Origin of the sequence: uncultured Nocardioides sp. (assembly GCF_947488025.1) — a bacterium.
Lineage (GTDB): Bacteria > Actinomycetota > Actinomycetes > Propionibacteriales > Nocardioidaceae > Nocardioides.
The window spans coordinates 75848-97901 of sequence record NZ_CANKYS010000014.1; the positions used below are offsets into that span (position 1 = coordinate 75848).

22 protein-coding genes are annotated in these 22054 nt (G+C 72.0%); 8 read left to right on the forward strand and 14 right to left on the reverse strand.

The window, feature by feature from the left end; genetic code table 11:
* Positions 1-112 precede the first annotated feature (112 nt).
* Entirely contained in the window at positions 113-1330 is a 1218-nt protein-coding gene (gene serB / locus Q1B24_RS19125) for a phosphoserine phosphatase SerB (protein ID WP_299931646.1), read from the forward strand.
* On the opposite strand, the gene Q1B24_RS19130 is transcribed toward serB, so the two are convergent.
* Both Q1B24_RS19130 and Q1B24_RS19135 read right to left on the reverse strand, forming a co-directional pair.
* On the reverse strand, positions 1320-2090 hold the full coding sequence (locus Q1B24_RS19130) for a putative protein N(5)-glutamine methyltransferase (RefSeq protein ID WP_299931648.1): 771 nt from the start codon (positions 2088-2090) through the stop codon (positions 1320-1322). The genes serB and Q1B24_RS19130 overlap by 11 nt on opposite strands.
* The gene (locus Q1B24_RS19135; RefSeq protein WP_299931650.1) at positions 2087-2578 is read right to left on the reverse strand and encodes a histidine phosphatase family protein; all 492 of its coding nucleotides are present in this window, start codon (positions 2576-2578) and stop codon (positions 2087-2089) included. The genes Q1B24_RS19130 and Q1B24_RS19135 overlap by 4 nt, the downstream gene beginning before the upstream one ends.
* 87 nt (positions 2579-2665) lie before the next feature.
* Here Q1B24_RS19135 and Q1B24_RS19140 point away from each other — a divergent pair, with 87 nt between their 5' ends.
* The 3 genes from Q1B24_RS19140 to Q1B24_RS19150 are packed head-to-tail and all read left to right on the forward strand — an operon-like array spanning position 2666 to position 6779.
* Complete coding sequence (locus tag Q1B24_RS19140) at positions 2666-3643, forward strand: cyanophycinase (RefSeq protein ID WP_299931652.1); 978 nt, start codon at positions 2666-2668, stop codon at positions 3641-3643.
* Positions 3643-6417 (forward strand): cyanophycin synthetase, encoded by a 2775-nt coding sequence (gene cphA / locus Q1B24_RS19145; RefSeq protein ID WP_299931654.1) that lies wholly within the window; start codon positions 3643-3645, stop codon positions 6415-6417. The genes Q1B24_RS19140 and cphA overlap by 1 nt, the downstream gene beginning before the upstream one ends.
* On the forward strand, positions 6414-6779 hold the full coding sequence (locus tag Q1B24_RS19150; RefSeq protein ID WP_299931656.1) for a cupin domain-containing protein: 366 nt from the start codon (positions 6414-6416) through the stop codon (positions 6777-6779). The genes cphA and Q1B24_RS19150 overlap by 4 nt, the downstream gene beginning before the upstream one ends.
* A 191-nt stretch (positions 6780-6970) precedes the next feature.
* Here Q1B24_RS19150 and Q1B24_RS19155 read toward each other — a convergent pair whose 3' ends face one another.
* From Q1B24_RS19155 to Q1B24_RS19170, 4 genes are read right to left on the reverse strand one after another with little or no spacing between them, the layout of a single operon-like run.
* A complete protein-coding gene (locus Q1B24_RS19155) occupies positions 6971-8686 on the reverse strand; it encodes a Mur ligase family protein (protein WP_299931658.1) in 1716 nt (571 codons plus the stop codon).
* 31 nt (positions 8687-8717) lie between these two features.
* Entirely contained in the window at positions 8718-9488 is a 771-nt protein-coding gene (gene fabI / locus Q1B24_RS19160) for an enoyl-ACP reductase FabI (RefSeq protein ID WP_299931661.1), read from the reverse strand.
* Between the two features lie 44 nt (positions 9489-9532).
* A complete protein-coding gene (gene fabG, locus Q1B24_RS19165) occupies positions 9533-10261 on the reverse strand; it encodes a 3-oxoacyl-[acyl-carrier-protein] reductase (protein ID WP_299931691.1) in 729 nt (242 codons plus the stop codon).
* Between the two features lie 52 nt (positions 10262-10313).
* Complete coding sequence (locus tag Q1B24_RS19170) at positions 10314-10526, reverse strand: dodecin (protein WP_129473603.1); 213 nt, start codon at positions 10524-10526, stop codon at positions 10314-10316.
* A gap of 76 nt (positions 10527-10602) precedes the next feature.
* Between Q1B24_RS19170 and Q1B24_RS19175 the strand changes: the two genes are divergently transcribed.
* Positions 10603-10893 carry a DUF3099 domain-containing protein gene (locus Q1B24_RS19175; protein WP_299931668.1) on the forward strand — a complete coding sequence of 97 codons (291 nt, stop codon included), beginning with the start codon at positions 10603-10605 and terminating at the stop codon, positions 10891-10893.
* Positions 10894-11088: 195 nt separating this feature from the next.
* The gene (locus tag Q1B24_RS19180) at positions 11089-11292 is read left to right on the forward strand and encodes an acetone carboxylase (RefSeq protein ID WP_299931670.1); all 204 of its coding nucleotides are present in this window, start codon (positions 11089-11091) and stop codon (positions 11290-11292) included.
* A 104-nt stretch (positions 11293-11396) separates the two neighbouring features.
* Here Q1B24_RS19180 and moaA read toward each other — a convergent pair whose 3' ends face one another.
* On the reverse strand, positions 11397-12386 hold the full coding sequence (gene moaA, locus Q1B24_RS19185; protein WP_299931671.1) for a GTP 3',8-cyclase MoaA: 990 nt from the start codon (positions 12384-12386) through the stop codon (positions 11397-11399).
* Positions 12387-12455: 69 nt separating this feature from the next.
* On the opposite strand from moaA, the gene Q1B24_RS19190 reads away from it, so the two are divergent.
* Positions 12456-13340, forward strand: coding sequence for an SURF1 family protein (locus tag Q1B24_RS19190; protein WP_299931673.1), 885 nt, complete (start codon positions 12456-12458; stop codon positions 13338-13340).
* Here Q1B24_RS19190 and Q1B24_RS19195 read toward each other — a convergent pair.
* From Q1B24_RS19195 to Q1B24_RS19215, 5 genes are all read right to left on the reverse strand, one after another.
* Positions 13284-14054 carry an SDR family oxidoreductase gene (locus tag Q1B24_RS19195; RefSeq protein ID WP_299931675.1) on the reverse strand — a complete coding sequence of 257 codons (771 nt, stop codon included), beginning with the start codon at positions 14052-14054 and terminating at the stop codon, positions 13284-13286. The two genes, Q1B24_RS19190 and Q1B24_RS19195, sit on opposite strands and share 57 nt — an antisense overlap.
* 9 nt (positions 14055-14063) lie before the next feature.
* Positions 14064-15950: an ABC transporter ATP-binding protein gene (locus Q1B24_RS19200; protein ID WP_299931677.1), complete on the reverse strand. Its 1887-nt coding sequence runs from the start codon at positions 15948-15950 to the stop codon at positions 14064-14066.
* A gap of 73 nt (positions 15951-16023) precedes the next feature.
* On the reverse strand, positions 16024-16569 hold the full coding sequence (locus Q1B24_RS19205; RefSeq protein WP_299931679.1) for a hypothetical protein: 546 nt from the start codon (positions 16567-16569) through the stop codon (positions 16024-16026).
* Positions 16570-16586: 17 nt separating this feature from the next.
* The gene (locus tag Q1B24_RS19210) at positions 16587-17372 is read right to left on the reverse strand and encodes an enoyl-CoA hydratase/isomerase family protein (protein WP_299931681.1); all 786 of its coding nucleotides are present in this window, start codon (positions 17370-17372) and stop codon (positions 16587-16589) included.
* A gap of 45 nt (positions 17373-17417) precedes the next feature.
* Positions 17418-19016 carry an ABC-F family ATP-binding cassette domain-containing protein gene (locus Q1B24_RS19215; protein WP_299931683.1) on the reverse strand — a complete coding sequence of 533 codons (1599 nt, stop codon included), beginning with the start codon at positions 19014-19016 and terminating at the stop codon, positions 17418-17420.
* 109 nt (positions 19017-19125) lie between these two features.
* On the opposite strand from Q1B24_RS19215, the gene Q1B24_RS19220 reads away from it, so the two are divergent.
* Positions 19126-20064 carry a neutral zinc metallopeptidase gene (locus Q1B24_RS19220; RefSeq protein WP_299931685.1) on the forward strand — a complete coding sequence of 313 codons (939 nt, stop codon included), beginning with the start codon at positions 19126-19128 and terminating at the stop codon, positions 20062-20064.
* A 16-nt stretch (positions 20065-20080) separates the two neighbouring features.
* On the opposite strand, the gene Q1B24_RS19225 is transcribed toward Q1B24_RS19220, so the two are convergent.
* Positions 20081-21010, reverse strand: a complete 930-nt coding sequence (locus Q1B24_RS19225; protein ID WP_299931687.1) for a phosphotransferase — start codon at positions 21008-21010, stop codon at positions 20081-20083.
* 59 nt (positions 21011-21069) lie between these two features.
* Positions 21070-21852, reverse strand: a complete 783-nt coding sequence (locus tag Q1B24_RS19230; RefSeq protein ID WP_299931689.1) for a nucleotidyltransferase domain-containing protein — start codon at positions 21850-21852, stop codon at positions 21070-21072.
* Between the last annotated feature and the right edge of the window lie 202 nt (positions 21853-22054).

The following is a 22054-nucleotide window of genomic DNA, read 5'->3' on the forward strand; positions in this document are numbered from 1 at the left end:
CCGGCGCCACCAACGTAGGGCATCCGGACCGCCGCCCGCCAGCACCGCTGGACCACCCGAGGAGCGGACCCGGCAGCGCGCGCAGGCTCCACGCGGCTAGCCTTTCGTCACGATGGAAGACGAGCCGAAGACACTCCTGGTCACCCTCACGGGCAAGGACCGGCCTGGCGTCACCTCAGCGATCTTCGCCGCACTGGCGGCCGCCGGCGTCGAGGTCGTCGACATCGAGCAGATCGTGCTGCGTCGTCGGCTGGTGCTGGGCATCCTCGTCACGGCGCCGCGGGACTGGAAGAAGCTGCGCGACGTCATCGAGCGCACCGCCACCGACCTCGACATGGTGGTCGAGGTGGAGCGCGGGGCCGGCGACAACCGCAGCCGCCGCGGCGAGCGCTCGCACATCACGATCATCGGCAGTCCGCTCAAGGCCTCGGCGATGTCCGCGATCGCCGGCCGCATCGCGGACTCGGGCGCCAACATCGACAAGATCGAGCGGATGGCGCGCTACCCGGTCACCGCGATCGAGCTGCACGTCTCCGGCGCGCCGGCCGACACGCTGCGCCCGCTCCTCGCGGTCGAGGCCGTCAAGCAGGGCATCGACCTCGCCGTCCAGCGCGACTCCCTGCACCGCCGCGGCATCCGGCTGATCGTGATGGACGTCGACTCCACCCTGATCCAGGGCGAGGTCATCGAGATGCTGGCCGCGCACGCGGGCCAGGAGGCCGAGGTCGCCCGGGTGACCGAGGCGGCGATGCGTGGGGATCTCGACTTCGAGGCGTCCCTGCGCGAGCGGGTCGCCCTGCTGGAGGGCGTGCCGGAGTCGGCGCTCGACGAGGTCTACGACTCGATCGAGCTCGCGCCCGGCGCCCGCACGATGGTGCGCACGCTGCGCCGGCTGGGCTACCGCTTCGCGATCGTCTCCGGGGGCTTCACCCAGATCACCGACCGCCTCGCGGCCGACCTCGGCATCCACTTCGCCCGGGCCAACGAGCTCGAGGTCGTCGACGGCCGGCTCACCGGACGCATCGTCGGCGACGTCGTCGACCGGGCGGGCAAGGCGGTGGCGCTGCGCGAGTTCGCCGCGGAGGTCGGCGTACCACTGGACGCGGTGATCGCCATCGGCGACGGGGCGAACGACCTCGACATGCTCAACGCCGCCGGGCTGGGCATCGCCTACAACGCCAAGCCGATGGTCCGCGACGCGGCCGACACGGCCGTCAACGTTCCCTACCTCGACGCGATCCTCTACCTGCTCGGCATCTCGCGCGAGCAGATCGAGGAGGCCGACGCGGCCGTCGGCATCACGACGCCCGCGCCACCGCTCACCGGCTGACGCCGATCGCGACGCACCCCCCGACCTCGTCGTCGGTCTCGACGTACGTCGCCAGCCCAGCCGCTGCCATCGCGCCCGTCGTCAGCCCCGCCTGGGCGGGACTGGTCTCGACGAGCAGCGCACCGCCGGGCGCCAGCCAGCGGACGGCGTCCGCCGCGAGGCGCCGGTGCAGGTCCACACCGTCGGCGCCACCGTCGAGCGCGACCCGGGGCTCGTGGTCACGCGCCTCGGGCGGCATGTCGGCGACCCGGGCCGTGGGCACGTAGGGGGCGTTGGCCGCCAGCACCGCGACCCGGCCGACGAGGTGGCCCGGCAGCGCGTCGTACAGGTCACCGCGGTGGAGCGCGGCGGACGGGGAGTTGGACCGCGCGCAGGAGAGCGCCGTCGCGCTCACGTCGCACGCGTGCACCTCGGCGTCCGTGCCCTCCAGGGTGGCGGCGACCGGCGCGACCCCGCAGCACATCTCGACCACGACGGAGCGCCCACCCGCTGGGGCGGCGTCGGCCCCGTCCCTGGCCAGCCGGGCCAGCAGCTCCGTCCTGCGTCGGGGCACGAAGACGCCCGGGGCGACCACCAGCCGCCTGCCGAGGAACTCGACCCAGCCGAGCACGGTCTCCAGCGGCTCTCCCGCGACCCGGCGCGCGAGGAGGCGCTCGAGCTTTGCGACGGAGTCGGCCGCGTCCTCGAGGAGCGCAGCCTCGTCCTCGGCCCACACACAGCCGGCTGCGCGGAGCCGCGCCGCGACCTGCGGATCGCTCACGCAGCCCCGACGTGGAACGCCTCGAGGCGGGCCGCGCCGGGCCCGAGGTCGGCCCAGTCGACGTCGACGGCGAACACCGCGACGGCCGAGGTGGGGAAGCCACGCGTCAGCATGGTGGTCGTCGCCTCCGCGTCGCCCTCGCCGTCGTCGACGAGCTCGGCGAGCGAGCCCACGGTCGGGTTGTGGCCGATGACCACCAGGGTCCGGACGTCGGGCGCGGTCTCGCGGACGAGGTCGAACGCCGAGTCGGTGCCGGCGGCGTAGAGGGCGTCGGAGAGGACGGCGAGGTCCTCGTCCCACCCGGCGCCGGCGGCGACCCGCTCCCACGTCTGCTGCGTGCGGAGGGCGTCGGAGACGAGGGCGACGTCGGGGTCGATGCCGTGGTCGCTCATCCAGCGTCCGGCGGCCTCCGCGTCGCCCAGGCCGCGGTCGGCCAAGGCGCGCGCGTGGTCGGTGCTCGCACTGTGCTCGGCCTTGGCGTGGCGCATGACGACGAGCCTGCGCCGACCCGCGCCGGACGCCTCCCTCACTGACTCCTGCATTGGTCCAGCCTTCCAGCCGCTAGCCTGCCTGTCATGCCCAGGGGACCACTCATGATCATCGGGGGTGCCGAGGACAAGGTGCGCAAGCCCACCATCCTCAAGCACTTCGTCGCCCTGAGCGGCGGCGAGGACGCGCGCATCGCCGTGATCCCGACCGCCTCCTCGCTCGGACGCGAGGTGGTGGACGTCTACGACGCGCTCTTCACGAAGTTCGGTGCGGCCAGCGTCGACGCCGTACGTCCGGAGTCACGCGAGCAGGCGCACGACCCGGTGCTGGTGAAGGCCCTCGACGAGGCCACCGGCATCTTCATGACCGGCGGCAACCAGCTCAAGCTGTCGTCCATCGTGTGCGGCACCCCGGTGGGCGAGGCGATCATGCGCGCCCACGAGCGTGGTGCGGTCGTCGCCGGCACGTCGGCGGGCGCAAGCATCCAGTCGTCCCACATGGTCGCCTTCGGCGTCGGCGGGTCGACCCCCAAGCAGCGGATGACCCAGGTGGCCGCAGGCCTCGGCCTCGTGGACACGGCCGTGATCGACCAGCACTTCGACCAGCGCAATCGCTACGGGCGCCTGCTGATGATCGTCGCGCAGAGCCCGCAGCTGCTCGGCATCGGCGTGGACGAGGACACCTGCGGGCTCGTCGAGGACATCGACGGCGACCTGGTCATGCGGGTGCTCGGCAAGGGGGCCGTGACGATCTTCGACGGCTCCCGCATGGTCTCCAACGCCTACGAGGCCACCCGCTCCTCCCCCCTCCTGGCCAGCGGCGTGCTGTTCCACACGCTTCCCGAGGGCACGGTCTTCAACCTCTCCACCCGGGCGCTGGTGCCGCAGGAGCCGGTCGTCGATCCGGAGGACGCCGACGAGGTCGCCGAGGCGACCCGTGACCTGCGCCAGATGGTCCGCGACATCGCCGCCGCCGACGCGACCCCCGCAGCGATCCGCCGCCGCCTCAAGCTGCGCCGCGGCTCGACCCCCCAGACCCCCGACCCGACCCAGGGAGACGATTGATGAGCGAGCGCCCCACCCCGGACCTGGAGATCGTCGAGACGCGCGTCTACCGCGGTGCCAACGTCTGGTCCTACGACAAGTCGATCCACCTCGTGGTCGACCTGGGCTCGCTCGAGCAGTTTCCCAGCAACACGATCCCCGGGTTCACCGACGACCTGGTCGCGATGCTGCCCGGTCTCCGGGAGCACTCCTGCTCGCGCGGCCGCCGTGGCGGCTTCCTCGAGCGCCTCAACGAGGGCACCTGGCTGGGCCACGTCGCCGAGCACGTCGCGCTGGCCCTGCAGCAGCTCGTCGGCCACGACATCCGGCGCGGCAAGACCCGGCAGGTCAAGGGCCAGCCCGGTCGCTACAACATCATCTACGGCTACATCGAGGAGAACGTCGGCCTCACCGCCGGCCGCCTCGCCGTCCGGCTCGTCAACCACCTGGTCGAGGGCGATCCCGACTTCGACTGGGAGACCGAGCGCGACGACTTCATCCGGCGCGCCGAGCGCACGGCGTTCGGGCCGTCGACGCAGGCGATCGTGGACGAGGCGGTGTCGCGCGACATCCCGTGGATCCGGCTCAACCAGTACTCCCTCGTCCAGCTCGGGCAGGGCGTCCACGCCAAGCGCATCCGGGCCACGATGACGTCCGAGACGTCGTCCATCGCCGTCGACATCGCCTCCGACAAGGACCTCACCACCAAGCTGCTCGGTGCCGCCGGGCTGCCCGTGCCCAAGCAGGAGTCGGTCCGCACCGAGGAGGGCGCCGTCGCGGCCGCGCGCCGCATCGGCTACCCCGTCGTGCTCAAGCCGCTCGACGGCAACCACGGACGCGGGGTGTGCCTCGACATGCAGGACGAGGACGACGTACGCGCCGCGTTCCCGGTGGCGCACGACCAGTCGCGGCGCGGCAACGTCATCGTCGAGTCCTTCGTGACCGGCAAGGACTACCGCTGCCTCATCATCGACGGGCGGATGGTGGCGATCGCCGAGCGCGTGCCGGCGTCCGTGACCGGTGACGGTACGTCGACGGTGCAGGCGCTGGTCGACCTCACCAACGCCGACCCACGCCGCGGGGTCGGCCACGAGAAGGTCCTGACCCGGATCAAGGTCGACGAGGCAGCCATCGAGGTGCTCGCCGACCAGGGCCACACGCTCGACTCGGTGCCCGCCGAGGGCGAGATGGTCAAGCTCGCGCTCACCGGCAACATGTCCACCGGCGGCATCTCCATCGACCGCACCTTCGAGGCCCACCCGGAGAACGTCGAGATCGCCGAGGAGGCCGCCCGGATGGTCGGTCTCGACATCGCCGGCATCGACTTCATCTGCCCCGACATCACCGAGCCGGTCCGCGAGGCCGGCGGCGCGATCTGCGAGGTCAACGCCGCGCCGGGCTTCCGGATGCACACGCACCCGACGATCGGTGAGCCGCAGTTCATCGCCAAGCCCGTGGTCGACATGCTCTTCCCGCCCGGCGCGACGTCGCGGATCCCGATCGTCGCGGTGACCGGCACCAACGGCAAGACGACCACCAGCCGGATGATCAGCCACATCTTCAAGGGGATGGGCCGCAAGGTCGGCATGACCTCGACCGACGGCGTCGTCATCGACGAGCGGCTGCTGATCCGCGCCGACGCCTCCGGCCCCCGGTCCGCGCGGATGGTGCTGCAGAACCCCCGCGTCGACTTCGCGGTCTTCGAGGTCGCCCGCGGCGGCATCCTGCGCGAGGGTCTCGGCTACGAGCGCAACGACGTCGCCGTCGTCCTCAACGTGCAGCCCGACCACCTCGGCCTGCGCGGCATCGACACCGTCGAGCAGCTCGCCGACGTCAAGGCGGTGATCGTCGAGGCCGTGCCGCGCGACGGCCACGCCGTGCTCAACGCCGACGACCCGCTGGTGCGCGAGATGCGCCGCAAGTGCTCGGGCCAGGTCGTGTGGTTCTCGATGGAGGAGCCCGGCAGCGAGGTGCGCGACATGATCGACGCGCACTGCCGTCGCGGCGGCAAGGCCATCGTGCTCAACCCGAGCGACCGCGGCGAGATGATGGTGGTGCTGCACGGCCGCCGCGAGATGCAGCTGGCGTGGACCCACCTGCTGCCCGCGACGTTCAGCGGCCGGGCCCGGATGAACGTGCAGAACGCCCTCGCCGCAGCAGCCGCCGCGTTCGCCGCCGGTGCCCCGCTCCACGACATCCGTCAGGGCCTGCGGACCTTCTCGACCAACTACTACCTCTCCCCCGGCCGCCTCAACGAGGTCGAGGTCAACGGCGTCAACGTGATCGTCGACTACTGCCACAACGCGCCGGGCATGAAGATGCTCGGTGACTTCGTGGACCGGATCGGCGAGTCGCTCGAGTCCTCCCACGACCTCGCCCGCCCCTCGCGGATCGGCATCATCGCCACCGCCGGCGACCGCCGCGACCAGGACATGCGCGAGCTCGGGCAGATCGCGGCCCAACACTTCGACGTGTGCATCGTGCGGGAGGACGTGGCCCTCCGCGGCCGCGACCGCGGCGCGACCGCCCAGCTCGTCCTCGACGGCGTACGCGCCGCGATGGCTGACGGCGCCCGCTGCAAGCAGGCCGAGCTGGTGCTGGAGGAGATCGAGGCCGTGCGCCACGCGATGAGCCGCGCCAACCGTGGCGACCTCGTGGTCGTGTGCGTCGACAAGCATGCCGAGGTGATGGCCGAGCTGGAGAACTGGTCCGACGTCGCCCAGGCCGGGTCCGTCGCCAACCCCGACGCGCCGTCGGCGGACCCCGACTACGTGCCGCCGGCCACCGACGCGTGAGGATCCTCGACCTCGCGGCGCTGCCCCACCGACCGATCGACGCCCACGGGAGCCGTGGCTTCTCGATCGGCGCCTTCGGACTCGGCGCCGACACCCACCTGGTGGCCGTCACGCTCGCTCCCGGCGGCGTGATCGGTCGTCACCCGGCCGTCGGACGCCAGCTGCTCGTCGTACTCCACGGTGAGGGCGAGGTCGCCGGCGCCGAGGGCGAGGTGCACCGGATCGTGCCGGGCCAGGCCGCGGTCTGGGAGCCCGGCGAGCTGCACGAGACCCGCTCGCCGACGGGCATGTCCGCGATGATCGTCGAGGGCGACCTCGACATCGGCGCGCCCGGCGAGCAGGTGGACCCGGGCGACGTCTGACGGTCCGTCGTTCGGTGGGTGAGGCACGTTCTGAGCCTCCGGAAGATGTCCTGCTCACCGCTGGCCGGTCGCTCGATGACCCAGCGGTGGGTGAGACATGTTCTGAGCCTCCGGAAGTTGTCCTGCTCACCGCTCCGCAACGTCGCCGTACGTCGGCGGGAAGGCGTCGTACGCCTGCGCCCAGCCGCCGCTCATGCGCTCGCCGCCCGCACCTTCTGCGACAGCGTCTCGGGCGAGTCGGGCGTGCCGCCGTGCTCGGCGATCCAGTCGTAGGCCTCCTGGCGCTCGGCGTGGCACATGAGGCCGACGACGTCACCGGGCCGGGCCCGCTCGACCAGCGCGGCGAGGCACTCGACCTCGGTGCCGAAGGTGTCGATGTCGGTGACGCCGACCCGGGCGGCGCCGGCGCGCAGGAGGTCGTCGATCTCCTTCATCGTGCGACCGCGGAGGTACCACTCCTTGTGGCCGATGGCGACGACGTCGCTGCCCTTGGCGCCGATCTCACCGAGCGCGTCGATGAGCTCGTCGGTGCGGTCCCCGACGGCGCCGAGGCCCAGCAGCAGGCGCGCGCCGGGGCGTCGTACGCCCGCCATGATCTCCAGGAGCGCCTCGAGGCCGGCCTCGTTGTGGGCGAGGTCCATCACGACCGAGATGCTGTCGCCGTCGTCGGCGGGGCCGTCCGCACCAGGCACGGAGAAGAAGTTCATCCGGCCCGGGTTGTGCTCGGCGTCGGGACGGAACGACGTGAGGCCGGCAACCACGGCGTCGCGGGGCAGGCCCACGGCGAGGGCGGCGGACGCGGCCGCGAGCGCGTTCTCGATGTTGAAGCGGGACAGCCCGGCGAGCGTCATCGGGACGTCCACGAGCTCGACCAGCGGGTCGGGGTCGGCGCCCGGTGCCAGCACGGTGATCCAGCCGTCGATCACGGTCGTGGCCCGGCCGCCGTCGGTGAGCACCTCGCGCACGGCCGGCGAGTCGGGGTCACGGCTGAAGATCCACGGCTGCGCCGAGATCACGGCGCGCATGGCCAGCACCCGCGGGTCGTCGCCGTTGAGCACCGACCAGCCGTCCTTGCGGGTGATCCGTGGGACGACGGACTTCACCTCGGCGAGCTGGTCGACCGTGTCGATGCCCTGCAGGCCGAGGTGGTCGGCCGTCACGTTGGTCACCACCGACACGTCGTTGCGGGTGATCCCGATGCCCTTGAGCAGGATGCCGCCGCGCGCGGTCTCGGTCACCGCGAGCTGGACGCCGTCCAGCCCGAGCGCGCGCCCGGCGCCGGAGGGCCCGGAGTAGTCCCCTGCCTCGACGAGCACGCCGTCGCGGTAGATGCCGTCGGTGTTCGACCAGCCGACCACCAGGCCGCTCGTGCGCGCGATGTGGGCGACCATCCGGCTGGTGGTGGTCTTGCCGTTGGTGCCGGTCACCGCGACGACGGGGATGGTCGGCGTGATGGTGGCGGGCCGGTCACCGCGCGGCGCACGGGCCACCTCTGCGGCGGCGGCGCTGACGGCCGCCTCGACGTCGGGCGTCGGCAGCGCGTCGAGGGCGTGCGCGACCGCCCCGCCGAGGGCCCGCGCCCGGCCCCGGTTGCGCCAGGGGAAGGCGACGATGACCACGTCCGGGTCGGACGTGGGGCGCACGCGGACCGCGAGGCGCCGCGTGCCGGCCTCCGCCGCGATCGCGCGGACCAGGCGCTCCACGGCCCGGAGTGCGAAGCGCTGACGGAAGCCCGACCCGGCCGCGCCCGGGCGCGTCGTGCGGAGACCGATCCGGCGGGCGAACCGCAGCACCGCCTCGTCACCGGCCTCGGTGATCGTCGAGACGTCGAGGGTCAGCTTCACCGCGGCACGCGGGAAGTAGAGGTTGGGGCCTTCGAGGACGCGCAGCTCGACGAGGGAGGTCACCCGGGGAAACTAGCGGACCGTGGTCGAGCCGCTACAGGCCCATCGCGTGGAAGCCGCCGTCGACGTGCACGATCTCACCGGTGGTGGCCGGGAAGAAGTCGCTCAGCAGCGCGACGACGGCCTTCGCGGTCGGCGCGTGGTCGGACTCGTCCCACCCGAGCGGCGCGCGGTCCTTCCACGCCGACTCGAGGTCCTCGAACCCCGGGATCGCCTTGGCCGCGAGGGTCTTGAGCGGCCCGGCGGCGACGAGGTTGCAGCGGATGCCGTCGGGGCCGAGGTCGCGGGCGACGTACCTGCTCGTGTTCTCCAGGGCCGCCTTCGCGACACCCATCCAGTCGTACGCCGGCCACGCGGTGGTCGCGTCGAAGGTCAGCCCGACGATCGAGGAGCCGCGCGAGAGGAGGGGCCGGGTGGCGACCGCGAGCGACTTGAGGGAGTACGCCGACACCTGCACGGCCTGCGCGACGTCGTCCCACGGGCCGTCGAGGAACTTCCCGCCGAGCAGCGTCTCCGGGTTGCCGTAGGCGATCGAGTGCACGACGCCGTCGAGGCCGTCGACGTGCTCGCGCACCTGGTCGGCGAGACCGGCGAGGTGGCTCTCGTCGGTCACGTCGAGCTCGAGCACCGGCGGCTCCTGCGGGAGCCGCTTGGCGATGCGCCGCGTGATGCCGAGCGCGCGGCCGAAGTTGGAGATCAGCACCGTGGCGCCCTGCTCCTGGGCGATCTTGGCGGTCGCGAAGCCGATGGAGCTGTCCATCGTGACGCCGGCGACGAGGATGCGCTTGCCGTCGAGGATTCCCATGTCGTTGGACCTTTCGTGGTCGGTGGTCGTGGCTCGAGGGAGGATCAGTGGCCCATGCCGAGACCGCCGTCGACCGGGATCACGGCGCCGGTGACGTAGGACGCGCCGTCGGAGGCCAGCCAGGTGACCGCCGAGGCCACCTCCGCCGTCGAGGCGTAGCGGCCCAGCGGCACCTGCGTCTTGATGGCGCTCTTCTGCTCGTCGGTCAGGACGTCGGTCATGTCGGTCTCGACGAAGCCCGGCGCCACGACGTTGGTCGTGATCGACCGGCTGCCGAGCTCGCGCGCCAGCGAGCGCGCCATGCCGACCAGCCCGGACTTCGACGCCGCGTAGTTGACCTGGCCGGCCGAGCCGAGCAGCCCGACGACCGACGAGATGAGGATGATGCGGCCGCGACGCAGTCGGAGCATCCCCTTCGCGGCCCGCTTGGCCAGCCGGAAGGTGCCGGTGAGGTTGGTGTCGATCACCGAGGACCAGTCGTCCTCGCTCATCCGGAGCAGGAGCGTGTCCTTGGTGATTCCGGCGTTGGCGACCAGGACCTCGACCGGGCCGTGCGCCTCCTCGACCTGCGCGAAGGCGGCCTCGACCTGGGCGGTGTCGGTGATGTCGCACCGCACGTCGAGGGCGCCGTCGGGCGCGCCGCCGTTGCGGGTGGTGACCGCGACCTTGTCGCCCTGGGCGATGAACGCCTCGGCGATGGCGCGGCCGATGCCGCGGTTGCCGCCGGTCACCAGGACCGAGCGGGGTGCGGGCGGGGTGCTGGATCCGGAAATCTCGCTCACGCTCCCGACGCTAGTGATTACCGGGGGGTATCGGTCAATCCGATCACTCGTCCTCGAGGCGGAAGCCCACCTTCATGCCGACCTGGAAGTGCTCGACGGCACCGTCCTTGGCCTGGCCGCGGACCTGGGTGACCTCGAACCAGTCGATGTGGCGGAGCGTCTGGCCGGCACGCTCGATGCCGTTGCGGATGGCCTGGTCGATGCCATCGGGCGAGGTGCCGACGATCTCGGTGACGCGGTAGGTGCGGTTGGTCATGATTCCTCCTGCTCGACTGCGGTGCGGGCCAACAGGGGCCCGTGGATCTGCGAGCCTAGCGACGTAGACTCCGGGCATGGCCAAGTCCGATGCCGTACGCATCACCACGGCGCGCAACAGCGCCGCCGACGACATGCGATCGCGTCAGCGTCGCTACGCCATCTCGATGTCGATCAGGCTCGTGTGCTTCATCGCCGCGGTCGTCGCCTGGCCGAGCTGGTGGAGCTGGGTCTTTGCGGCCGCCGCAGTGTTCGTGCCGCTCTTCGCAGTCGTGATGGCCAACGCCGGCGACCAGCGCGACGACGGATTCAGCCTTCCCAGCAACCCCAGCGCCTACGAACTGACGGCACACGACGGTGAAGACTGAGGAAACACGGCCCGAATCGGGTGTGTCGAAAGTTTGGTTTTCACCCAGTCCCATGGAATGATTCTCGGTGCGAGCGCAGCATCCCCCGTCTGCGCCAGCACCCGAGGTGCCGGACAGCTTCCCCCCGTGGCTGTCCGGCACTTCTCATGTCCGGGCCTCGCTCGCGCGGCCTCTCGGCCCGCAGGAAGGACGACGATGGACCTCGACCGTGACATCTGCTCGGCCAAGGGCTGCCAGGCCGACGCCGTATGGAACCTGCAGTGGAACAACCCGAAGATCCACACGCCCGAGCGGCGCAAGTCCTGGCTCGCCTGCGACGAGCACCGGGCCTCGCTCTCGGACTTCCTCGGTGCCCGCGGGTTCCTGAAGGACGTCGTCCCGCACACGCCCGCTGGCTGAGGTCGCCTGTCGGCTGACCGGGTCTCGACACGCCGGTCGCGACCTCGTTCCTCGGTCGCGCGGCTTGCTCGACCACCATCAGCGGATCCGCTGGCGCGTCTCCGCTATCCACCGATCGCGGACATGGGACGGTCGGGCTGAAGGAAGGTCTCGTCGTCGATGCCGTGGCCGGCGCGCTTGCCGCGCATCGCGATGACCCAGCGCTCGGCGATCTCCTCGTCGTCGGCGCCGGAGCGCAGCGACGTGCGGAGGTCGGACTCCTCGCGCGCGAACAGGCAGTTGCGCACCTGTCCGTCGGCGGTGAGGCGTACGCGGTCGCAGTCGCCGCAGAACGGGCGGGTGACGGACGCGATGATCCCGACGGTCGCCGGCCCGCCGTCGACGTCGAACAGCTCGGCCGGCGCGCTGCCGCGCGGTGCCCCGTGGGGCGTCAGGGTGAACTCCGCGGCGAGCGCCTCGTGGATCTCGTCGGCGGTGACCATGGCGGCGCGGCTCCAGTCGTGCTGGGCGTCGAGCGGCATCTGCTCGATGAACCGGAGCTCGTAGCCGTGGGCGATGCTCCAGCCGAGGAGCTCGGCGGCCTGGTCGTCGTTGGTGCCGCGCAGCAGCACGGCGTTGAGCTTGATCGGCCCGAGCCCCGCGGCCTTGGCTGCCTCGAGGCCGGCGACGACGTCCGTGAGGCGGTCACGACGCGTGATGGTCGCGAAGGTCTCCGGCCGCACCGTGTCGATGCTCGCGTTGATCCGGTCGAGGCCGGCGTCGGCGAGGGCCTGCGCGGTGCGCGTGAGCCCGAGGGCGTTGGTGGTCAGGGAGGTCTCGACGCCGAGCGCGTGCGTGCGCCCGACGATGTCGACGAGCCCGCGGCGCAGCAGCGGCTCGCCTCCCGTGAAGCGCACCTCCCGGATGCCGAGGCGCTCCACGCCGATCGTGATCAGCCGGACGACCTCGTCGTCGCTCAGGGTCTGCTCGGTGGGCAGCCAGTCGAGGCCCTCTGCGGGCATGCAGTAGTTGCACCGCAGGTTGCACCGGTCGGTCAACGAGACCCGCAGGTCCGTGGCCACGCGGCCGAAGCGATCTGCCAGGGGTGTCGTCACGGTCACAAGTCTAACGACGGGGGCCGCACCACCCGCCGGGCGCTCAGGAGGGGCGGATAACCTCACGGGGTGCACAAGCTGCGGTTCCTCGTCTCGCGCCGCTGGATCGCCTTCGCCCTCGTGGTCGTCTTCCTGGCATGGGTCGCGTGGCGGCTCGGCGAGTGGCAGTTCAACCGCCTCACCGACCGCCAGGAGCGCAACGACATCATCCAGCGCAACGAGAAGGCCGGTGCAGACCCGGTCACCGACGTCCTGGCACCCGGCCGGCCGGTCGACGCGGTCGACGAGTGGCGCATCGTCGAGGCCACCGGGACCTACGCCGTCGAGGACACGGTCATCGTGCGCTACCGCACCCGCGAGGGCGAGGCCGGCGTCGACGCTGTCGTCCCCCTCGAGCTCGACGACGGCACGAGCCTGCTGGTCGACCGCGGCTGGTTCGCCACCGACAACCGAGGTGCGTCGACCGCCGACGTGCCCGCGCCGCCCGAGGGCGAGGTCGACGTCACCGGTTGGGTACGCCGTGACGCGGAGGGCGACAGCACCGCGGTCGCCGACCAGTCCACCCGCGCCATCGACAGCGAGCGCATCGGCGAGGCGCTGGGCCGCGAGGTGCTCGGCGGCTGGGTCGACCTCCGCTCGGAGTCGCCCGAGCCCGCGACGCCACTCGAGCCGGTCGAGCTCCCGGAGCTCGACGACGGACCGCACTTCTTCTACGGGTTGCAGTGGTGGTTCTTCGGCGCCCTGGCGATCTTCGGCTTCTTCTACCTCATCTACGACGAGTGGCGCGGCGGCCGCGGCCCGTGGGGCAACGAGTCTCCCCCGACCCCGGAGCCCGCGCGCGCTCGACGGCGTACCTGGCGCGAGCGGCTCGACTCGGACGAGGATCCGCCGGACCCCTCAGAGGGCGCGGAGCAGGCCGCCGTCGACCGGGAGCATCACGCCCGTCAGGAATGACGCCGCGGGCGACAGCACGAACGCCGCGACCGCACCGAATTCCTCCGGGGCGCCGTAGCGACCGAGCGGGATCGACGCCTCGGCCGCCCGGCGGGCCCCCTCGGGGTCGCCGGTCGAGGCGTCCAGCTCCGCGACGCGCTCGGTGGCGATGCGGCCGGGCAGGAGGCCGTTGACCCGTACGCCGCGCGGCCCCAGCTCGTCGGCCAACGTCTTGGCCACCATCGCCAGGCCGGGGCGCAGGCCGTTGGAGATCGCCATCTCGGGCAGCGGCGCCCGGACGCTCGAGGACAGCACCAGGCCCAGCGACCCGCCGGCGGGCAGGGCGGCGCCGATCTCGCGCGCCAGGCGTACGGCGCCCAGGAACACCGACTCGAACGCCGCGGTCCACTGGTCGTCGGAGATGCCGGTGACCGGCCCCTTCGGCGGTCCTCCGACGCTGATCAGGGCCCCGTCGACGCGGCCGAACGTCTCGCCGGCAGCCGCGAGGAGCCGCCGCGGGGTCTCGCGGTCGGCGTTGTCGGCCACCACGCCCACCGCGGCACGGCGCCCGGCCAGCTCGTCGAGCGCGGCGCTCGCCTCGTCGAGCGAGTCCTGCGAGCGGCCGGACAGCACGACGCGTGCGCCCTCGGCAACCAGCACGTCGGCGCTTGCCCGGCCCAGCCCGCGGGCCCCGCCGCTGACGATGAAGACGCGATCGGCCAGCTGCAGGTCCATGCCGCGACCCTAGCCGGGGACGTCCACCTTCTCCGCCCGGAACTGCGTGGCGTGGAGGGTGGCGTAGAGGCCGCCGGAGGCGAGGAGCTCGCCGTGGGTGCCCTGCTGCACGACGCGACCGTCGTCGAGGACGAGGATCAGGTCGGCGTTGCGGACCGTGGAGAGCCGGTGCGCGATGACCAGCGACGTGCGTCCCTCGAGCGCGGCGTCGAGGGCCTGCTGGACGGCAGCCTCGGACTCGCTGTCGAGGTGGGCCGTGGCCTCGTCGAGGACCACGATGGCCGGTGCCTTGAGGAGCAGGCGCGCGATCGCGAGGCGCTGGCGCTCTCCCCCGCTGAGCCGGTAGCCGCGGTCGCCGACGACCGTGTCGAGGCCGTCGGGCAGGGACCGGACGAGCGACGCGATCTGCGCGGCCTCGAGCGCGGCCCAGACGTCGGCCTCGGACGCGGCGGGGCGGGCGTAGAGCAGGTTGGCGCGGATCGTGTCGTGGAACATGTGGGCGTCCTGGGTGACGTAGCCGACCACGTCCTCCAGCGACTGGAGCGTGACGTCGCGGACGTCGTGGCCGCCGACGCGCACCGCACCGGACTCGACGTCGTAGAGCCGGGCGACGAGGTGCGTGACCGTCGTCTTGCCGGCGCCGGAGGGACCGACGAGGGCCACCATCTGGCCGGGCTCGGCGGTGAACGTGACCTCGTGGAGCACCTGCCCGGTGTCGCGCGACTCGGTGCGGGCGACGGTCTCGAGCGAGGCGAGCGAGATCTCGTCGGCGCGCGGGTAGGTGAACGCGACGTGGTCGAACTCCAGGCGCGACGCCGAAGGTGCGAGGGCGAGGGCGTCGGGCTTCTCCTGGATCAGCGACGGCAGGTCGAGGACCTCGAAGACCCGGTCGAAGCTGACCAGCGCGGTCATCACGTCGATGCGCACGTTGGACAGGCCCTGCAGCGGGCCGAGCAGGCGGGTCAGCAGCACGCCGAGCGCGACGATGGTGCCGACCGAGAGGTCGCCGCGGATGGCCAGCCAGCCGCCGATGCCGTAGACGAGCGCGGTCGCCAACGACGGCACGAGCGTCATCGCGGCGAAGAAGATGCGGGTGAGCAACGAGATCCGCACGCCGAGGTCGCGCACGACCGCGGCCTTCTCGGCGTAGGCGACGTCCTCGGCCTCCCGGCGACCGAAGAGCTTGAGCAGCATGGCGCCGCCGACGTTGAAGCGCTCGGTCATGGCGTTGCCGAGGTCGGCGTTGCCGTCCATCTGCTGCCGCGAGAGGTCGGCGAGGCGGTTGCCCACGAGGCGCGAGGCGATCAGCAGGATCGGGAAGAGCGCCAGGCACAGCACGGTCACCGGCCAGCTAAGGAACAGCATCGTCACGCCCACCACGACGGCCGCGATGATGTTGGAGACCGTGCCCTGGAGCGTCGAGGTGAACGCCCGCTGCGCGCCGATCACGTCGTTGTTGAGGCGGCTGACGAGCGCGCCGGTCTGGGTGCGGGTGAAGAAGGCGAGCGACTGCCGCTGCACGTGGGCGAAGACGCGGGTGCGGAGATCGTAGATCAGCCCCTCACCGATCCGGCTCGACAGCCAGCCGGTGATCAGGCCGAAGCCGGCACTGAGCACGGCCACCAGCGCCACCAGGACGGCGAGCCAGATGACGAGCGAGGTGTCACCGTTCTGCACGCCGTCGTCGATGATCGCCTTGAGCAGGAGCGGCGGCACCACGACGAGCGCCGCGTCGACCACCGTGACCCCCAGGAAGGCGGTGATCAGCCGTCGGTGCGGGCGCGCGAAGCCGAGCACCCGGCGCAGCGTGCGTCGCTCGATCTTGTTGTCGACGACGCTCCGGTCACTGCGCAGGTGCCGCCACGGCGGGCCACCTGCGCCCGGTCCCATCGACATGCCCACTCCTTCGTTGCTCACCGGCCACAACCGTCACCAGCGGGTGATTGTTCCTCCTCCCGGGTGCCGGCGTTCAGCCCATCCCGCACATCCACCAACCGTCACCGAGGTTGACCGGGGCCCGGCAGAGCATCCCCGCCATGTCGGTGCCGGCGGGCGAACCGGTCCGCGAGTGGAAGTAGCCGCCACCGTCGTCGGGGATGCCGTACCACTGCGGGAAGAACAGCATCCCGTCCTTCTCGACGATGCGACCGTCCACGGAGAGCCAGCGCCACTCGGGCGGGAGGTCGGTGCCGTAGTAGCCGTCCCCGGCGCCCGGTGACACCTCCAGCGCTGCGTCGTACGCCGGACGGTGCGCCTGGAACCACAGCTGGGGAGCCACGGACACCCAGTTGAGCAGCGGCAGCGCCAGCACGAGGGTGAGCACACCGACGACGGTCCCCGCGCGGTCGCCGAGCGGTCGCAGCAGGGCGCGGGAGCCGGCGGCCAGCGCGAGCCAGAGCGCGACGGAGAGTGCCAGCGCGACGTAGGTGCCGCCGAACGGCACCGGGACGAGCGCACTCGCGACCCCGACCGACCAGAGCGCCGCCACACCGAGGACCCGCACCAGCGCCATCACGCGGTCCAGTGTGGGGGTCAGCCGGCGAAGGCGGCCGCCAACGCGCGGAACCGGCGTACCTGCGCCTCCCGCTCGAGACGCCGCTGCTCGTCGAGATCACGGTCGGCAGCACCCTGGAGCAGGGTCTTGGTCTCCGGTACGACGCCCGCCATCGGCGCGCACAGGGCCGCCGCGAGGTCGGCGACCGCTGCGTCGAGCTCGACTGCGGGCACACAGGCGGTGGCTAGGCCGATGCGGACGGCCTCCTCACCGGGCACGACGCGCGCCGTCGCGCAGATCTCCAGCGCCCGTGCGTAGCCGACGTGCTCGACCAGCGGCTTGGTGCCGGTGAGGTCGGGCACGAGGCCGAGCGCGGACTCCTTCATCGAGAACTTCACGTCGTCGGCCACGACACGCAGGTCGCACGACAGCGCGAGCTGGAAGCCGGCGCCGATCGCGTGCCCCCGCACCTTGGCGATCGAGACGAAGCGCGGGTCGCGCAGCCAGGTGAAGCCGCGCTGGAACTCCTCGATCCGGGCCGAGGCCTCCTCGTCGCTCAGCGCCAGCAGGCCCAGCACCGTGCCCTCCCCGGCGTTGGCCGGGTCGAGCATCGCGCGGTCGAGGCCCGCGGAGAAGGTGTCGCCCTCCCCCGTCACCACCACCACGCGTACGTCGTCGGGCAGGGCGGCACCCAGCTCGGCGAGCGCCAGCCACATGGCCGGCGTCTGGGCGTTGCGCACCTCGGGACGGTCGAGGGTGATCGTGGCGATCGCCCCCTCGACGTCGAGGCGGAGGCCGACCGCGGCGAGCTCTTCGGGAGTCATGCCGAGCAGGTTACTACTCGCGGGTAACCACGGGAGGCAACGCCCTCAGGCGAGCGAGACGAGGTCGGCGTAGTCGTCGGTCCACAGGTCCTCGTCGCCGTCGGGCAGCAGCAGCACGCGGTCGGGGTCGAGGGCACGCACCGCACCCTCGTCGTGCGTGACGAGGATGATCGCCCCGGTGTAGCTCCGGATCGCGTGGAGCACCTCCTCGCGGGAGGCCGGGTCGAGGTTGTTGGTGGGCTCGTCGAGCAGCAGCACGTTGGCGCTGGAGACGACCAGGATTGCGAGCGCGAGCCGGGTCTTCTCCCCGCCGGACAGCACGCCGGCGGGCTTGTGGGCGTCGTCGCCGGAGAAGAGGAACGAGCCGAGCACGGAGCGGGCCTGGGTGTCGGTGAGCTCGGGCGCCGCTGAGTGCATGTTCTCCAGCACGGTGCGGTTGACGTCGAGCGTCTCGTGCTCCTGGGCGTAGTAGCCCATCTTGAGCCCGTAGCCCGGCACGACCTTGCCGGTGTCGGGCTGGTCGACGCCGGCGAGGATCCGCAGCATCGTGGTCTTGCCGGCACCGTTGAGCCCGAGGATGACCACGCGACTCCCCCGGTCGATCGCGAGGTCGACGGCGGTGAAGACCTCGAGCGAGCCGTACGACTTGGACAGCTCGGTGCCCATGAGCGGCGTCTTGCCGCACGGGGCGGGCTCGGGGAACGCGATGCGCGCCACCTTGTCGGCCTGCCGCTCGGTCTCGATGCCGGCCATCATCTTCTCGGCGCGCTTGAGCATCGACTGCGCGGCCTGTGCCTTGGTGGCCTTGGCGCGCATCTTGTTGGCCTGGTCGGTGAGCACCTTGGCCTTGTTCTCGGCGTTCTGGCGCTCGCGTTTGCGGCGCTTCTCGTCGTCCTCGCGCTGGGTCAGGTAGTTGTGCCAGCCCATGTTGTAGACGTCGATGACCGCGCGGTTGGCGTCGAGGTGGAACACCTTGTTGACCGTCGCCTCGAGCAGCGCGTTGTCGTGGCTGATGACCACGAAGCCGCCGCGGTGGGCCTTGAGGAAGTCGCGCAGCCAGACGATCGAGTCGGCGTCGAGGTGGTTGGTCGGCTCGTCGAGCAGCATGATCTCGGCGCCCGAGAACAGGATGCGCGCCAGCTCGACGCGGCGCCGCTGGCCACCGGACAGCGTGCCGATCGGCTGGGCGAGGAGCCGCTCCTCGATCCCGAGGGCGGCCGCCATCTGGGCCGCCTCGGACTCGGCGGCGTACCCGCCCCCGGCGTGCAGCTCGGCGTCGGCGCGGGTCCACCGCTTCATGCCGCGCTCGTGGACCTTCGGGTCCTCGCTCGCCATGTCGACCTCGGCCTCGCGCAGGCGTCGTACGACGTCGTCGAGGCCGCGGGCGGACAGGATCCGGTCGCGGGCGATGACCTCGGGGTCACCGACCCGGGGGTCCTGCGGGAGGTAGCCCACCTCGCCGCTGCGCAGGACCTGTCCGGAGGCGGGCTGGCCCTCGCCGGCGAGGATGCGGGTGAGGGTCGTCTTGCCGGCTCCGTTGCGCCCCACGAGGCCCACCTTGTCGCCCGCGGCGATGCGGAAGGTGACGTCCTCCATGAGGAGCCGCGCGCCGGCTCTGACCTCGAGCTTCTGGGCGGTGATCATCGGACGACATCCTACGAAGGGGTGGAGGCGAGAGCCCCATCGGCGACGCACGCGCTAACCTGCGCACGAGGTCGCTCCGACCGTCACGACCTGCGGAAAGGCAACACCCATGCGCTTCAACCCGAAGGCCGACATCAGCGGGGGCCGGGTCAACGACGCAGGCCGCGGAGGCGGCGGTGGCGGCGGCGGCATGCGGATCCCGCTGCCGGGCGGCACGCGGGCAGGCGGCGGCATCGGCGGCCTCATCATCATCATCCTGTTCGTGGTCCTCACCCAGTGCATGGGCGGCGGCCTGCCGGGCGGCAGCGGTGGCGGCGGCACGAGCTCGCAGGGCCAGAGCCAGCCCGAGGGCGTCGACACCGGCGACGAGCGCTACGCCAACTGCAAGACCGGTGCCGACGCCAACGAGGACGCCGACTGCGCCCGAGTGGCCGTGGCGCTCTCGCTCGAGCAGTACTGGGCGGCGACGCTGCCGGAGCAGGCCGGCACCGAGTTCACCCCGGCGACCATCAACACCTTCGCCGGCGCCGTGTCGACCGGGTGCGGCCAGGCGTCGTCCCAGGTGGGGCCCTTCTACTGCCCGCCCGACCAGCAGATCTACCTCGACACCACCTTCTTCGCCGACGTCCTCCAGGGCCAGCTCGGCGGCCAGGGCGGCGACTTCGTCGAGCCCTACGTCCTCGGCCACGAGTACGGCCACCACATCCAGAACCTGATGGGCACCATGGGCCAGGTCCGCACGCAGAAGGGCGCGGACTCCGACGCCGTACGCCTCGAGCTGCAGGCCGACTGCTACGCCGGCATGTGGACCCGCGACGCCAGCGACGGCGACGGCATCCTGGCCGACCTCGACCAGGGCGACATCGCCGAGGCCCTCGACTCGGCCAAGGCCGTGGGGGACGACCGGATCCAGCAGAAGTCCGGGCAGGGCGTCGACCCCGAGGGCTGGACCCACGGCTCGTCGGAGCAGCGGATGGCGTGGTTCACCCGCGGCTACGAGGAAGGCACCCTCGAGGCCTGCGACACCTTCTCCGCCTCGTCGCTCTGAGCCGTCCCAAACAGGGTCAGCCGTCGCCGAGCAGCGCCTCGATCTGTCTGACCTGGCGCTGCATCGCGCGGATGTACGGCGCGACGCTGGGGTGACGGAACTTCCCGGCGAGCGCGCCCTCGCCGTCAGCGACCCGGGCCAGCGCCCAGTCCAGGCGGGTCAGGGCGGTGTAGACGGCCATGACGCGGGCGCCGGTCACCACGTCGGCGGGATCCGCGAGGCCTGCGGGCAGCGCGGCGACGTACGCCTCCACGAGGGGTTCGACGTCCTCGCGGGTCGCCAGCGACAGGTAGCCGAGGTCGGCGCCGACCGGCCCCCGACCGAGGTGCGCCCAGTCGATCGCCACGCCCCCGTCACCGTGCCGGCCGGGAATGTTGGCCGCCGACGGGTCACCGTGCTGTGCGACCTGCGGGAGTGCGTCGCAGCGGTCGAGCCACGGCTCGCGGCGTGACCAGAGGTGGTCGGCGATGTCGGCGACCGGTGTGCGGGCCAGGGTGCGCCAGCCGCCTCGGCGCTCGACGAGGCGCAGCCTGCTCCGCAGCTGGTCGCGCGCCAACCACGGGTGCTCGCCCAGGTCGGCGGCGGCGAAGCGGCCGAGGCAGGCCGCCAGCCACAGGCCGGGCTGGTCGTGGGCCTCCACCCGCTCGTGGACCAGGGTGATGCCCTCGTCGTCCTCGTCCACGCGGACGACGGGCGCCTCCCGCAGACCCGGCGCGTCCGCCACCACCCCGCTCAGGGCGACGTCGGCGGCCCGCCGCCAGTAGTTCACGTCGCGCGGCGCCCGCAGCCCGGGCGCATCATGCGGATCGGGCGCCTGCAGCCGCTTGACGACCACGTCGCGTCCCTGGTGGGTGGCGGACCAGAGGCCCACGGTCGCGGGACCGGACCCCGGCAGCCGTTGCCAGCCCGGCTCCGGCTGCCAGCCCGCCGCGGTGGACCCGTCCATGCGCGCGAACCTAGCGCACCCGGCGTCGAGCGTTGACGACCTCGTCGTCGCGGGGGCGCTCAGCGCTCTTCGGTCCAGAGCCCGACGATGTCGGCGAAGCGCGCGACCACCGCCGTGACGACTCCGTCGGGACCCAGGGCCCGCTCCAGTTCTCCACGCGCGGGCGTTTGCTTCCCGTCCGACCACGACTGCAGCAGTGCGAGGGGAACGGCAAGGCGGGGGTCGATCTCGCCCCACCGCTGGCAGGCCCGCGCTCGGTCGGTCGTCCAGGTGTGGTCATGGACGCTGACCAGCCCGGCAGTGGCGAGGAGGGTCTTGCGTGCGGTGCGGACAGCGAGTTCTGGCGTCGCCGTGGTCCCCGCTGTGAGCTCGTGTCGCCATCGCGCCAGGTGCCGGTCGAGGTCGCCGTTGAAGCCGCGGGCCGCACGCGCGTCCGCAGGGAACGGCGGGAGCGCGGTGGAGGGATCTGGCCCGGCGAGGTGGACGCAGTAGTGGCGGAGAAAGACCCGGTTTCCGTACGCCGCGTCTGTGTCAGCTTCGTAGTCTGTTGCAGCCGTGTCGGCGATCTCGACGCCTCGACACCTGTCGGCGTAGGCGACGGAAAGTCGTCCACCGATCGATGCCGCGCCTTGCAGGTCGATGGAGAGCAGATCGACATCAGACGACTCCGGACGCGCCTTGCCCGTGGCAACCGATCCGTAGACGTAGAGCGATGCTCCGCTGTCGTCGAGCAGCCTCACTGCGTCGGCGATGATCTGCTCGAACATGTCGGGCACGAGGTCGCGACGTACGCCTGTCCGGATGGTTCCGTCCGGTGACACGCCTTCGTAGAGGTCACCCACGACGTACGACTCCCGTAGGTCCCGCGACGTGCAGATCGCTCTGGATCGACCGGTGTCCCCACACAGTGACGGCCATGACGTGGATCCTCCCATCCTCGGGTCTTCGCCTCTCGTCCTGTCATCTGCATTATGCACAGGGTCGGGGCGGTCGCTCATGATGCTTCGCCTTCCGTGAGGCCGGTGAGGAGCTGGTTGAAGAGGT

Excerpts from the sequence above, each read along its gene's own strand:
- serB (WP_299931646.1), top strand. The coding sequence starts at position 113 with ATGGAAGACGAGCCGAAGACACTCCTGGTCACCCTCACGGGCAAGGAC.
- Q1B24_RS19135 (WP_299931650.1), bottom strand. The coding sequence starts at position 2,578 with ATGCGCCACGCCAAGGCCGAGCACAGTGCGAGCACCGACCACGCGCGC.
- Q1B24_RS19140 (WP_299931652.1), top strand. The coding sequence starts at position 2,666 with ATGCCCAGGGGACCACTCATGATCATCGGGGGTGCCGAGGACAAGGTG.
- cphA (WP_299931654.1), top strand. The coding sequence starts at position 3,643 with ATGAGCGAGCGCCCCACCCCGGACCTGGAGATCGTCGAGACGCGCGTC.
- fabI (WP_299931661.1), bottom strand. The coding sequence starts at position 9,488 with ATGGGAATCCTCGACGGCAAGCGCATCCTCGTCGCCGGCGTCACGATG.
- Q1B24_RS19170 (WP_129473603.1), bottom strand. The coding sequence starts at position 10,526 with ATGACCAACCGCACCTACCGCGTCACCGAGATCGTCGGCACCTCGCCC.
- Q1B24_RS19175 (WP_299931668.1), top strand. The coding sequence starts at position 10,603 with ATGGCCAAGTCCGATGCCGTACGCATCACCACGGCGCGCAACAGCGCC.
- Q1B24_RS19180 (WP_299931670.1), top strand. The coding sequence starts at position 11,089 with ATGGACCTCGACCGTGACATCTGCTCGGCCAAGGGCTGCCAGGCCGAC.
- Q1B24_RS19195 (WP_299931675.1), bottom strand. The coding sequence starts at position 14,054 with ATGGACCTGCAGCTGGCCGATCGCGTCTTCATCGTCAGCGGCGGGGCC.
- Q1B24_RS19200 (WP_299931677.1), bottom strand. The coding sequence starts at position 15,950 with ATGTCGATGGGACCGGGCGCAGGTGGCCCGCCGTGGCGGCACCTGCGC.
- Q1B24_RS19210 (WP_299931681.1), bottom strand. The coding sequence starts at position 17,372 with ATGACTCCCGAAGAGCTCGCCGCGGTCGGCCTCCGCCTCGACGTCGAG.
- Q1B24_RS19215 (WP_299931683.1), bottom strand. The coding sequence starts at position 19,016 with ATGATCACCGCCCAGAAGCTCGAGGTCAGAGCCGGCGCGCGGCTCCTC.
- Q1B24_RS19220 (WP_299931685.1), top strand. The coding sequence starts at position 19,126 with ATGCGCTTCAACCCGAAGGCCGACATCAGCGGGGGCCGGGTCAACGAC.
- Q1B24_RS19225 (WP_299931687.1), bottom strand. The coding sequence starts at position 21,010 with ATGGACGGGTCCACCGCGGCGGGCTGGCAGCCGGAGCCGGGCTGGCAA.